This window comes from Mycobacterium sp. EPa45 (assembly GCF_001021385.1).
GTDB lineage: Bacteria > Actinomycetota > Actinomycetes > Mycobacteriales > Mycobacteriaceae > Mycobacterium.
Genome location: NZ_CP011773.1, coordinates 4,744,447 through 4,757,578, shown reverse-complemented (window position 1 = coordinate 4,757,578; position 13,132 = coordinate 4,744,447). Strand labels below are relative to the sequence as shown.

Below are 13,132 nucleotides of genomic sequence, written 5' to 3'. Positions count from 1 at the left end.
CGACCCTTGCGAGCGGAGCTTTCTACCTGCGGTGGTGGCGGCGACGGGTCCTCTGGGGGCGGCACGAGGACGTCGCGGCGAGGGAGGGTGGTGACATCGGGCTGAGTTTGCTCAACGTCGGGCAAACGTCCTTCGATCACCGCACGCCGACCTTTCCCATATTCCAAGCGCTTCCGCTTCCAGCACCAGCCATCGGACGAGAGATGCACGTGCGCACCTGGGCGCGGCATCTCACGGCGTCGCTCATGTGGCGGGCGTCACAGTCCCTCGTACGGCTGTCCCCGCAAACGAGCGGTGCCGCCACGAGCGCGACCGATCTCGACGAGAGTCAACCATGCTGACAGCCTCCGTATGAGCTCTTTTGGTGATGCAACAGCGGAGCATACGCGCTTGCGCATGCGTAAATCCGGGGTTATGGCTAACTGTTATGTTGGCTTCATACTGGTCACATTTACGCGCCCGCAAGCGGTAGGGGCGACGGATCCAGACTCGCACTTAAGAATAATTCCGCTAGTCAATGTCACCGGTTAGTCCGAATTCGGCCAGCGTTCGCTCAGCCAGCTCGCGTAACTGCGACCGCGTCGTCACCGATCCCGGTTGATAGCCGCGCACGCAGACTCCGACCTGGTTCATCTCCATCGACGTGCCGACGAAGACCTGCAATTGACTGCCAGTCCGCTCCAACCACCCTCGGGTGACGTTCTGGCTCGCCCCGCGGGCGAACATCGCGTCGCACAATCTGCCGTCGGGGCGGCTCGCCGCCGGACCGGTATCGCCGAGGTTCGAACACACCGCGGGGCGCTCCGGGTCGCTGACGGCATAGTCGATCAGGTGCCGCCACGCCCGCTTTGGGGTGAACGGAGTCAACGCAACGAGTTCGGCTGACTCGTCTTCGGTGTCTTTGGCATCCTTGAGCGCCTGCTTGATGGCGGCGCGGGCATCGCTGAGATCGCTTGTCACCGTCGCCGGGTCAATACCGACGCGAACAAAGGAGACGGCGACCGCTCTCGCATCGTCCATGGTGCGGGTGTTCACGGTCAGCAGCATTCGGACGTCCGCGGCGTCGCCGTGCAGGCGGCCCATGTGCCGGTCGAGTCGCGCGGTGAACGCCGCGGCCAGCGCGCTCGCCGTCCCGCCCAGCGCCTCCGCGCGGGCGTTCCAATCATCCAACCGGAGCCGGATCCAGGTGTTGGGCGCGATGACGAGGTCATCGGCACCTTCGGTGGGTACGGCCGCCGGCAGCGATGCCTGCGCCTGGGAGTGCGTGACATCCTGCTGGCGCCGCCTGGCTTCTTTCGCAGCCGCCACAAACGCCCGGCCGACCGCCGGGATGTCGCGCGCCGTTTCGCCGGCGTCCTGCACCACCGCACGCATCCGTGAGCGCGACCGCGGCGGCGGGTAGCCGAGGTCGCGGGACATCCCCAGGAGTGCCTCGGTTACCGCGACCGCGGCGCCGATACCGTCGATGACGTAGTGCGACAGCACCAGGCTGATCGCGGTCGACCCGTCGCTGAGCGGAACGACGCTGATCCGCCAGCCCGGTCCGGATTCCGGATCGATGGGCAGTTGGGTGCGTTCGTCGAACCAGTCGCCTAGCTCCGCGCGCGGACGGACGGCCGTGGCGATCTCGAGTTCCGATGAGTCCGGCGCCGCCACCCACCGATACCTGCCGAACGGCAGCGGTGACCGCTCGATGAGGCGACCCATCATTCCCTTGCCGAGTTCGCGGCGGAACCGCTTGAGCGCGTCGATGTCGGCCGCGCCTCGGTAGACCCAGCCGACCTGCATCACTTCCTTCTGGCCCGCAGCCTGGTGACCCGCGTAGAAGGCTTGGTCCATCAGATCGAGCCGATTGTCCCGCTGAGCTGCCTCGTTGGCCGCTCGTGCAGGACGGTCCTGGATTGACACGAGCGTCAGAGTAGCCGACCGACCGGACCGGGAGGGCGGGACTCGGACGGTCACCGGAAGGCTCAACGCAACCGCGCAATATCTTGTCGAAGAACTCGACGGAACCCTATTCTGCCGCTGTGATCAAAAGTCGGTCGTACGCCCAAGGGCGCCCGGTGGCTCTCTTCGTGTTGGGCAACGGCCGGTCCGGAACCTCGGCGCTCGCGCAGGTTCTCGCCCTCAGCGGTGCCGCCCTTCCGCCCGGATTGCTGGGCGCCACGTCAGAAAATCCGCGCGGCTTCTTCGAGCCTCGGGCGGTCATCCACCTGAACCAGGCGATCCTGCATGACCACGGCACCTCCGGCTACGACACATCGCTGGTGCCGCACGACGACGGTAGGTTCGGCGTCGAACGCAACGCAGCGTGGGTTGCCAAGGTCAGGGACTATCTCGGTGGGCTGCCCTCGGCGCCGCTGGTCGTTATCAAGGAACCGAAGACCACGACGGTGTCTGGCATCTGGTTCGAGGCAGCCCGTCAGGCCGGCTTCGATGTCGCCGCCGTGATCGCGGTGCGCCATCCGGACGAGATCATCGGGTCGCTCGCCAAGCGAGCCAACCACCAGAATTACGTCGATTCGTCGCCCGAACTCACCTGCGCCTGGTGGTTGAAGTACAGCCTGCTGGCCGAGCGCGACACTCGCGACGTGCCACGGGTGTTCGTCGAGTACGCCAACCTCCTCGAAGACTGGCGTCTGGAAGTGAAACGGATCGCCACCGCGCTCAATGTCGATCTCGACGTCAGGGACGAGGCGGCCGTCGACGCCTTCCTCACCCCTGAGTTGCGACACCACCGGACACGCGGCGAGGTGACCGAGCCTTTCGGCACCGACTGGATTCGCACCGTCTATGAAACGCTGTCCACCGCCGCGCGCGACGAGCCGTGGAGCCCGTCGGAACTGGACTGCGTCTATGCCGCCTATGGGGCGAGCGAGCGCGGGTTCGCCAAGGCCTTCGACGACTGTCGTCGCTATAGCAACGTCGACCGGCTGCTGCCTCCTTTCCTGGTGAAGCTGGGTCTGGAGACCCTCGCGGTCGTTCACCGGCGCAAGGGGACATGGGCATAGTTCCGCCGACGGGTGCCTGACCGAGTTACGCTGCCCGGCGGCTGAGCGCGTACGGGGACGAAGGGCCGGGAGCATCGATGAAATTTGTGCTGGCTTTCTACGGCACCCGTGGAGATGTCGAGCCCGGTATCGCCGTCGGGCGCGAACTGATGCGCCGCGGTCACGACGTTCAGATGGCCATCCCGCCTGACTCGATCGGCTCTGCCGAGGCCGTTGGCCTCGCGACGGTCGCCTATGGCCCGGACACCCGGACCTGGCTGGAGGACACCCGCGACTTCTGGGGCTACTTCTTCCGCAATTTCTGGCGGATCCGCGATGTGAAGAATTTCCTTCGCGAATCCCGCGAGCCCGGTCTCCAAGCATGGGGGGAGATGACCAAAACGCTGGCTTCGGTCGCGGGCGGCGCAGACCTCTTGGTCACCGGCGTCAGCTACGAGGAACTCGCGTTCGACGTCTCGGAGTACTGCGACACCCCGCTGGCCACGGTGCTGTGGTTCCCGATGCGGGTCAACGGGAGGCTGGTCCCGAATCTGCCTGCGCCCGTGATCCGTTGGGCGATGAAATTCTACGAATGGCTGATCTGGCGCGGAGTGAAGAAAGTCGTTGCCACCCAACGGCGCGAATTGGGCCTCCCGCCGGCGACGGGCCCGGTGCCGGGCCGGATCGCGGAACAGGAATTGCTGGAAATCCAGGCCTACGACGACGCTCTGTTCCCGGGGCTGGCCGACGAGTGGGAGAAGTGGGGCGCCCAGCGGCCGTTCGTCGGAACCCTGACGCTGGAGCTGGCCACCGAAGCCGACCATGACGTCATGTCCTGGATCGCCGCGGGAACCCCGCCGATCTGCTTCGGGTTCGGCAGCATCCCGGTCGAATCGCCCGCCGACATGATCCGCATGATCGCCGGGGCCTGCGCACAGGTGGGCGAGCGGGCGTTGGTCTGCGCCGGCTGGACCGACTTCAGCGACGTCCCGCAGTTCGATCACGTCAAGGTGGTGGGCGCGGTGAACTACGCGACGATCTTCCCGTCCTGCCGAGCGGTCGTGCACCACGGCGGCGCGGGCACCACTGCGGCAGGCCTGCGTGCCGGAGTTCCGACGTTGATCCTCTGGATGGCCGACGTGCAGGTGGTGTGGGGGGCCGCGGTCAAGGGGTTGAAGGTCGGCACCTCGCGGAGATTCTCCTCCGCCACGGAGAAGACGCTAGTCGCGGATTTGAGGACCGTTCTCGACCCGCGCTATCTGGACCGGGCCCGCGAGCTGGCGGCCAGGATGATCAAACCCGCCGACAGCGTGACGACGGCGGCGGACCTCATGGAGGACTTTGCCCGCCGCAAGCGCGTCGGGTGAGATGCGATCTGCGGAAAACCCCGAAAACTGACGTCGATGCAAGTTTAGACTCAGCGCCGAAATGCCGACATGCGAGATAGGGCCATTTTGACCATCACCGACTACGACGTGCGATCTCTGTATCTTGACCTGCTCCGACGCAACCTGACCAGGTTCGGGATGCATGAGCGGATGCCGTCGGACTGGCCGTTGCGGCGACGCCTGCTGCTCAAGGCCGCCAATACCTTCGGTCCCAAGCTGCGCGGGGCCGGCGTGAGTGGTCAGAACTATCGCGAAGCGGGGCTGGACTGGCCGGCCGAGGCCGAAACAATGATCGGCATGAAGCGGCTCACCAGCCTGCAGGAGTGCGTGGAGACCGTGCTGGCTGACGACATTCCCGGCGACCTCGTCGAAACCGGTGTGTGGCGCGGCGGCGCCTGCATCCTGATGCGGGCGGTCCTGGCCGCCTACGGGGACACCACCCGCAGTGTGTGGCTGTGTGACTCGTTCCAGGGCGTGCCGCGCTCGGACACCGCGAACTACAAGGCCGACAAAGGAATCCGGGCCGAGCTGGCGGCCGGCATCCTGGGTGTCTCGGAGGCGGACGTCCGGGCCAATTTCGAGCGCTACGGCCTCCTCGACGACCAGGTCCGATTCCTGCCAGGCTGGTTCAAGGACACGCTGCAGGACGCACCGATCGATGCCATCTCGGTCCTGCGGCTCGACGGTGACCTCTACGAGTCCACGATCCAGGCCCTGGATGCGCTGTACCCGCGCCTGTCGCCGGGCGGCTTCTGCATCGTCGACGACTACCTTGCGGTGAAGGCGTGCGAACAGGCCGTCACCGACTACCGCCGCAAGCATGGGATCACCGCGGAGATCGTAGACATCGACGGCACGGGCGTGCTGTGGCGCAAGTAGTGCATGCCTGAGGGCGAGGGTCAGGTACGGATCGGCATTCTGGGAACGGCCCGCGTCGCGCCTGCGGTGCTGATCAAGCCGGCCATGAAGAACGCCGAGGTCGTCGTCGCTGCGGTGGCGGCACGCGAGCCGTCACGAGCCAAAGAGTTTGCCGCCGAACATCACATCGCCCGGGTGCACGACAGCTACGAGGCGCTGATCGCCGACCCGGAGGTGGATGCGGTCTACAATCCCCTGCCGAATGCGTTGCACGGCAGGTGGACTCGCGCGGCGCTCGAGGCAGGCAAGCACGTGCTCTGCGAGAAGCCGTTCATGGCCAACGCGGCCGAGGCGCGCGAGATCGCGGACCTGGCGGCGCACACCGGGCTGGTCGCCATGGAAGCGTTTCACTACCGCTACCACCCGTTTGCGGCGCGCGTCGAGCAGATCATCGCCTCGGGGGAGCTGGGCACGTTGCAGCGGGTGGAGGCCGCCGACTGCTACTGGCTGCGTAATTCCTCGGCAAATGCCTTCAACTACGCCATGGGTGGCGGAGCGCTGATGGATCTGGGTAGCTACGTGGTCGACATGCTGCGGACATTCGGCGGTTCTACCCCGGAAGTTGTTTCCGCACAGGCAAAGCTGCGCGGCAAGGACGTGGACCGGGCCATGACGGCCGAGCTGCGGTTCGCCGAAGGGCACACCGGTCGACTGCACTGCTCGCTGTGGTCGAAGACTCTGCCGCACTACACCGCCAAGGTGATCGGTGATCGAGGCGAATTGCGGCTCAACCCGGTGATCCCGTACCAGCAGTTCTCGGTCCGGTCTGCGGACGGCCACCGGGTGGAACGCTTCTTCAAGGCGCGGCCCACTTACGAGTATCAGCTGGATGCGTTCGCCGCGGCGGTGCTGCGCGGCGAGCCGGTGAGGACGTCAGCGGCCGAAGCAGTCGAGAACATGACCGTCATCGACGCGATCTACCGCGCCGCCGGCCTTCCCGTTCGCGAGCCGGCCTAGCCACCAATTCGGCGGGCAGTGCACCGCCCGACAGCCAGGCGTCGGCGGTGCGGGCGAAGAGGTCGGGATGGTGCAGCGGCCAGTCATGGCCCATGCCCTCTGCGACCCGATCCACGCCGTTGGGCATGGACTGCGCGAGCAGTGCCGCCCAGCGGCGGATGACCGGCAACTCCTCGGTTCCCGTCACGAATAGCGTTGGAACGTCGGACTTCTCCAATCCTTCGGGGACTGTGAAACCGGCGGACGCTATGGCGATGTGGGCCAGCTGCGCGCCCGAGTTCAGGCGGGCGTCCTCGTCGTAACCCTCGTTCTTTGCTGCGTGGCCGGCGTCCCAGTGGCGGGTGATCAGCAGCCACCGGAACAATGCCGTGCGGGCGAACAAGCCTGCCAGGCGGCGTGTGAGCCCGACCGCTGGCAGCGTGTTGACCAATGTGCTGCTCAGCACCGCGCGCTCGACGAGATTTGGCTGGGAAGCCAGCAGTGCAACGCCTACCTGTGCCCCGAGTGAGAAGCCGACCAGATGCGCCCGGCCCGTCCCGACCCGGGTGCGGATCAGCTCGGCGACCTCGTCGGCCGCCCTGCCCATCTCAAAGGGGCCCTGCCCAAAGCTCTTGCCGTACTGCGGCAGATCCGGGACCAGGCAATGGTAGTGCTGCAGCCGTTCGACCACCGGATCCCAGGTCCAGCCGCTCATCAGTCCGCCGTGCAGGAAGACGATGGCGGGCGCGTCGATCGGACCGGATTCGCGAACGAACAAAGCCACTCCTGCTAGGTCAGTTGGCGAAGTGCGCTTGGCTGATGTGCTCGGCGACCCGTAACGCGTTGGCGGCGACGGTCAGGCTCGGGTTGATGCCACTGCTCGACGGGAAGAACGACGCGTCCACCACGTACAGATTGTCGACTTCGTGAGCGCGGTTCTGCGGGTCCAGGACGCTGGTGGCCGGATCGGTGCCGAACCGGACGGTGCCGCAGACATGGCCCAGGGTGCCGTTGTTCTCGCCCGTGCGCAGCGTGAGGGTGCGGAACGGCCGCAGCACCTCTTTGAGGGCGCCCAGGAACACCTCGCGCCGCGCGATCTCGTTGGGATGCAGGCGGTACTGAAGCCGCAGTCGCTGTCGGCCGTCGACACTGGGCCGATCGCTGGGCAGCACCCGGTTGTCCAGGTAAGGCAGGTCTTCCATGATGGCGGCGAGCACGAGCCCGCCGCTGATCACCCTGTCGTAAATCGGTCGCGCGAGGGGGCTGCTCCAGCGCAGTGCCTTCGACACCAGCCCGGGCTGGTTCATCATCATGTCGATCGGGGCCAGTGAGGCCATCGAGCTGGCCGACTGCACCGTGCCGTATTTCTGGCCGTCGATGAAATAGAAGTCGTTGAGTCCGATCTCCTTATTCTCGGCGGTGATCTTGCTACCGCGCTGTGGCCAGATCTCGATCCAGTCCATCACGTGGCGCATCAGGTTGCGGCCCACCATGTCTGAGCCGTTGGCCAGCCCGCGGTTCCAATCGCCGGACCGGGAGTTGAGTAACAGCACGGGGGTGGCCAGTGCGCCGGCCGCCAACACCACCACCTTGGCTTTCAGCGCGAGCATATCGTTGCGGCGTTGGCAGATCACTTTTTGAACCCGGGTCTGATCTGACTCCAGCCGTAGCACACGGCATTCGGCGAGCAGTGCGGCGCCGTACTCGGTGACCGCGGGCAGAACGCCGCTGCGGGCGCCGTCGTACTTACAGCCCTTCGGGCAGAGGTAGGCCTGGCACGTCGCGCAGTCGTCGGTGTAATCACATGCCATCGGCAAGTGATAGGGATGCAGTCCGCGCCCCGCCAGATAGTTGACCAAGGGCTGATTGTCCGCCGAAAACGGTGGCGCGGACGGCAGTCCGACCGCAGCCGACTCCGGCCGCAGCGGATCGGGTTGACCCCGTACCCCGAGAAGTCTCTCGGCTTCGGAGTACCACGGCGCCAGCTGTTCGTACGAGATCGGCCACGACTCCGGCACCGTGGACTCGCCGGGATCGGTGAAGAATTGGCGGGGCGCGAAGTCGTCGACGAAGAACCGTTCGCACACCATGCCGTAGAGCGCCGACGATCCGCCCGGTCCGGCGCCGATATAGGGCACGAACCGCCTCGGAAACCGGCCGCTGATATCGGTGATCTCGTCGTTGCTGCGGCCGGCTCGGGCCAGGGCGTCGTAGTACGTCTTCTTCGACCGGGACGCTTGTGGCTCAGCCAGTTCCGGCATCGCCGAGCGAATGGTTCCGGGGGTGCCGGGCAGCGTCGAGCGGCCCTTTTCGACGAACAGCACTCGCCGGCCGGCGCGGGCCAGCCGGTGGCCGAGCATGCCGCCGCCCATACCGGCGCCGACGACGATGACGTCCCACTCGACGCGTTCGGCCTCGCGCCCAGTCATTTCGCCGTCAGGCACAATCGGGCTCCTCAGTGCTGCGGCCCGCTCCACCTGCTTGAAAAGTGGGCCTGGTCGGGGCGATTCGGGATGCTATCAACGCAGTCCGAGAAAGGTGGCGAGTTCGTCGTCGTGACGGTCACGCTGGAAACGCTGGGCTGATGTCAGCGCGTTGCGGGCGAGACGGCGGCGCAGATCCTCATCGGCCTCCAGCGCCATCAGGTTGGCCGCCAGCGTATCCGCGTCTCCGGCCGGACTGAGCAGGCCGGCGACACCGGGCTCGATGATCTCCGGGGTGCCACCGGAATTCGTGCCGCACACCGGGAGTCCGGCTCGCATAGCCTCGACGGTGACGCGGCCGAACGCCTCGCTCTGGCTGCACATCAGTCCGACATGCGCGTTGGCCCAGTAGGGGCTGAGGTCGCGGGTGGGTCCGTGAATCTTCAGCAGGTCGTCGACACCCAACCGCTGGGCGAGGCTGCGAAGTGGTTGATGGCTTCCGGTGCCCACCAACGTCAGCTCGATGTCCACGCCGGCCTTGCGCGCAATCGAAATCGCCTCGATCGCCAGGTCTTGTCCCTTGGCGGCGGAGAAATAGCCGACGAGGACGGCGCGCATCCGCTCACCGGTCTGGCGCTGCGGGGGAGTGCCGAGCGGGGTGTCGACGACGGGGTAGAGCACGTGGGTTTTCATCGTAGGGTCCAGAGTGAGCATCGCCTGTTCGACCGCGTGCGAATTGCAGATCACTGCCTTCGACAGTCGGCCCACCATGCGGACTGTGCGGCGATAGCCGAACAGGAACCAGATCTGGTGGTCGTCCCGGCCGAACTCACGCACCATCCAGTAGTGCGGAATGCGCAGCATCCGCGCGGCGATGGCGTGCGAGGGAATCGTCATGGTGTTGGTGAGCACCAGTGTTGGGCGCCGCCGCAGGAAGAACACCAGTGCCTGCACGATGCCCGGCAGCAGGATCACGGTGTAGGGAATCCAACCCACCAGCACGTGCGGGTCGACGAAACGAAAATTCCCCCATTTGCCAAAACCCCACCAGGGCGTCCAGGCGATCTTCGCTTCGATACCGTCCTCGGCGCAGCGGTTGGCGACGTCGCCCTTGCGCGGGATGACCGCGACGAGCTCGGCGTCCGGGCGCTTCGTGCGGATCCCCAGGAGCATGTCGCGGAATCCGACGACGCCACCGCCGCCGAAGCTGCTGACGTTTGAGACCACCACGACCCGGGGGCCGGGAAGGTCACGGGCAGCAGACACGGCGAGAGTGTATGTGACAACCCGCAGCCCTTAATCCGTAATGGGACCTACGAAATCGCGGGTTGACGTACCCTTCATCACGGCCGCCACAGCGCCACGGCATGGTGAACCGATGTTAGCTGTGCAGGAAGTGAAGCATGTGACCGCAAGGAGTACCCGTCCGATGACCGACGTCATGCCAGTAACCGACACGGCGCTGGTGACGTTGTGGTGCCGGGCGAGTGAGGCGCGGCGGGCCGATGCCATCGTCGACGACCCGATGGCGATCCGGCTGGTCGACTCGATGGACTATGACTTCGGCAAGTACAAGCTTTCCGCCGATCGGCAGGACCTCGCGCTGCGCGCGCTCGCCTTCGACACCGGCGCCCGCGGCTACCTCTTGGCCCATCCGAAAGCCACGGTGGTCGCGCTCGGTGAAGGGATGCAGACCAGCTTCTGGCGCCTCGACGCGGCCGGCGTTGGCCACGAATTCCGTTGGCTGACTTTGGATCTGCCACCCATCATCGAGCTGCGCCAACGCCTGCTGCCCACATCGCCACGCATGTCGACCTGCACCCAGTCGGTTCTGGACTTCAGCTGGATGGACGAGGTGGATCCCCGCGAGGGCGTTTTCATCACGGCCGAGGGCCTGCTGCCGTACCTCGAGCCCGACGAGGCGCTCCAGCTGATCGCGGAATGCGCGCAACGGTTCCCGGGTGGCCAGATGATGTTCGACCTGCCGCCGAAGTCGCAGGCCCTGCTGGCCGCCCGGCCCAGGTTGTGGACCGTATTGCGTGGCGACTGGCCGCGCACACCGTTCAGCCTGACCGTGCGCGAGCTGGCGAAACTGGCCGACACCGTGCCCGGGGTGCGCGCAGTGCACGACCTGCAGTTACCCCGCGGTCGCGGGCCGCTGTTCGACACCCTGCTGTCGAAGACCCAGGGTCTGCCGATACACCGGCCGCTGCGGCGCTGGGTCGGGATGAACTGGCCGACGATCGCCACGCTGACCCTGCTCGAGTTCGACAACCGGTGACGGACCGGATTCGGATCGGCGTCCTGGGGGCCGCCCGCATTGCGCCTGCGGCCCTGATCAACCCGGCGCAGGACGACCCCGAGGTTGTGGTGGCCGCAGTGGCGGCGCGCGATGTCGCGCGGGCCCGGGTGTTCGCCGCCGAGCACGGCATCGGCCGGGTGCACGACAGTTACGAGGCGCTGCTCGCCGACCCGGATGTCGACGCGGTGTACAACCCTCTGCCAAACGGATTGCACGGCAAGTGGACTCGAGCGGCCCTCAAGGCAGGCAAACACGTCTTGTGCGAGAAGCCGTTCACGGCCAACGCCGCCGAGGCCCGTGAGATCGCCGAGCTGGCCGCCACCTCGGACCGGGTGGTGATGGAAGCGTTCCACTACCGGTATCACCCGTTCGCCCTGCGCGCCGAGGACATCATTGCCTCGGGGGAGCTGGGCGTCCTGCGGCGGGTGGACGTCGCCTTTTGTTTCCCGCTGCCCAAGTTCTCCGACATCCGCTACAACTTCTCGCTCGCCGGCGGTGCCACCATGGACGCCGGCTGCTATGCCGTGCACATGCTCCGGACCTTCGGCGGCTCCACCCCCGAAGTCCTTTCGGCGCAGGCGAAGTTACGCACCCCGGAAGTCGATCGGGCGATGACGGCGCACGTGCGGTTCCCCGAAGGGCACAGTGGCAGGTTGCGCTGTTCGATGTGGTCCACCGACCTGCTGCGGATCAGCGTCACAGTGCTTGGCGACCGCGGTGAGTTGCGAGTGATCAACCCCGTACTGCCGCAGCTCTTTCATCGGTTCACCGTACGGTCGGCTGGCGGCAAGCGGGTCGAGCGCTTCCCGCGCCGGGCCAGCTATGCCTATCAGCTGGATGCCTTCGCCGCGGCCGTGCTGCGGGGGGAGCCGGTGAAGACCGGGCCGCAGGACTCGATCGAGAACATGACCGTGATCGACGCGATTTACCGTGCCGCGGGGCTTCCGCTCCGTGCGCCGAGCGCCTGACGGTAATGTCAATTCCAGCCATCGCCGACTAGAACGCGTTCTAGTATCGCGGCGGCAGCTTGAACAGGGAGAGAGACGTCATGCCAGACAGCGCTGGCCGGGTTCGTATCGGCATTCTGGGCGCGTCCAGCTTCGCGCCGACGACGATGATCAACCCGGCCAAGGACAACCGCGACGTCGTGGTGTCCGCGGTGGCCTCACGCGATCAGCCCAGCGCCGATGAGTTCGCCGCCAAGTACGGAATTCCCAAGGCCTACGGCAGCTACGAGGCGCTGATCGACGACCCGGACCTGGATGCCATCTATGTCCTGGTGCCGACGAGCATGCACGGCAAATGGACGAAGCTGGCGCTGGCCGCGGGCAGACACGTTCTGGTCGAGAAGCCGTTCACGTCCAATGCCGCCGAGGCCCAGGAGATCGCCGACCTGGCGGCCAAGTCCGACCGCGTGGTGATGGAGGCGATCCAGTTCCGCCATCATCCGCTGACGCGACGGGTCGAGGAGATCATCGCCTCGGGGGAACTCGGCACACTGCAGCGGGTCGACGTCACGCTGTGCGTGATGCTGCCGACGTTCAAGGCCAACTGCTACAACTACGCGATGGCCGGCGGCGCGATGATGGACGCCGGCAGCTACGTGACGAACATGGCTCGCACCTTCGGCGGTTCGACCCCGGAAGTCGTGTCGGCGCAGGCGAAACTCCAGAAGCCCCGGGTGGACCGGGCCATGAAGGCGGAGCTCCAGTACGCGAACGGCCACACGGGTCGGCTGCAGTGCGCATTGTGGTCGGGCAGCCTGTTTCGGGCCAGCGCCAAAGTGGTCGGCTCCGACGGCGAGATGCGCTGGCTGAGTCCGGCCGCGCCCAACCTCTTCCCGCGCCTGTCGATCCGGTCGGCCAACGGAAAGCGGTCCGAGCGCTTCTCCCGCCGGCCCACGTACTCCTACCAGCTGGACGCGTTCGCCGGTTCGGTGCTGCGCGGCGAGCCGGTGCGGACGTCACCCTTGGACGCCGTCGAGAACATGAGCGTCATCGATGCCGTCTACCGCGCCGCGGGCCTCCCGATCCGTGAGCCGAGCTGACCGATCTGCTGGGCGACCAGCAAGAGAACTGCCAGTTAGACGAACGCTGACTCGGGCGTCAAAAAACACGCGATACTTGCCTGTGTTGTCGACCGCGCACGCCCGCCCGGGGCGGAGAGGCTAGATCT

11 protein-coding genes are annotated in these 13,132 nt (G+C 66.4%); 7 read left to right on the top strand and 4 right to left on the bottom strand.

The annotated features are described in order from the left end of the window. Positions 1–510: 510 nt before the first annotated feature. The gene (locus tag AB431_RS22510) at positions 511–1,908 is read right to left on the bottom strand and encodes a hypothetical protein (RefSeq protein WP_235435736.1); all 1,398 of its coding nucleotides are present in this window, start codon (positions 1,906–1,908) and stop codon (positions 511–513) included. Between the two features lie 170 nt (positions 1,909–2,078). Here AB431_RS22510 and AB431_RS22505 point away from each other — a divergent pair, with 170 nt between their 5' ends. The 4 genes from AB431_RS22505 (at position 2,079) to AB431_RS22490 (ending at position 6,253) form a co-directional block, all read left to right on the top strand. Further along, the gene (locus AB431_RS22505) at positions 2,079–3,011 is read left to right on the top strand and encodes a sulfotransferase family protein (RefSeq protein WP_235435735.1); all 933 of its coding nucleotides are present in this window, start codon (positions 2,079–2,081) and stop codon (positions 3,009–3,011) included. 77 nt (positions 3,012–3,088) lie between these two features. Beyond that, positions 3,089–4,357 (top strand): glycosyltransferase, encoded by a 1,269-nt coding sequence (locus AB431_RS22500; protein WP_047331799.1) that lies wholly within the window; start codon positions 3,089–3,091, stop codon positions 4,355–4,357. A gap of 69 nt (positions 4,358–4,426) precedes the next feature. Further along, entirely contained in the window at positions 4,427–5,257 is an 831-nt protein-coding gene (locus tag AB431_RS22495; protein ID WP_369802942.1) for a TylF/MycF/NovP-related O-methyltransferase, read from the top strand. Between the two features lie 3 nt (positions 5,258–5,260). Further along, positions 5,261–6,253 (top strand): Gfo/Idh/MocA family protein, encoded by a 993-nt coding sequence (locus AB431_RS22490; RefSeq protein WP_047331798.1) that lies wholly within the window; start codon positions 5,261–5,263, stop codon positions 6,251–6,253. On the opposite strand, the gene AB431_RS29655 is transcribed toward AB431_RS22490, so the two are convergent. The 3 genes from AB431_RS29655 to AB431_RS29650 form a co-directional block, all read right to left on the bottom strand. Next, positions 6,201–7,016, bottom strand: a complete 816-nt coding sequence (locus AB431_RS29655) for an alpha/beta fold hydrolase (protein WP_052960368.1) — start codon at positions 7,014–7,016, stop codon at positions 6,201–6,203. The genes AB431_RS22490 and AB431_RS29655 overlap by 53 nt on opposite strands. Positions 7,017–7,026: 10 nt before the next feature. Then, entirely contained in the window at positions 7,027–8,676 is a 1,650-nt protein-coding gene (locus AB431_RS22480) for a GMC oxidoreductase (protein WP_082135939.1), read from the bottom strand. 75 nt (positions 8,677–8,751) lie between these two features. Then, complete coding sequence (locus tag AB431_RS29650) at positions 8,752–9,921, bottom strand: glycosyltransferase family 4 protein (protein ID WP_144418344.1); 1,170 nt, start codon at positions 9,919–9,921, stop codon at positions 8,752–8,754. Positions 9,922–10,084: 163 nt separating this feature from the next. On the opposite strand from AB431_RS29650, the gene AB431_RS31315 reads away from it, so the two are divergent. From AB431_RS31315 to AB431_RS22460, 3 genes are all read left to right on the top strand, one after another. Beyond that, entirely contained in the window at positions 10,085–10,936 is an 852-nt protein-coding gene (locus AB431_RS31315) for a class I SAM-dependent methyltransferase (protein WP_047331796.1), read from the top strand. Next, complete coding sequence (locus tag AB431_RS22465; protein WP_047331795.1) at positions 10,933–11,925, top strand: Gfo/Idh/MocA family protein; 993 nt, start codon at positions 10,933–10,935, stop codon at positions 11,923–11,925. Before AB431_RS31315 ends, AB431_RS22465 begins: the two co-directional genes overlap by 4 nt. 80 nt (positions 11,926–12,005) lie before the next feature. Next, positions 12,006–13,004 carry a Gfo/Idh/MocA family protein gene (locus AB431_RS22460; protein ID WP_047331794.1) on the top strand — a complete coding sequence of 333 codons (999 nt, stop codon included), beginning with the start codon at positions 12,006–12,008 and terminating at the stop codon, positions 13,002–13,004. Positions 13,005–13,132: the final 128 nt, after the last annotated feature.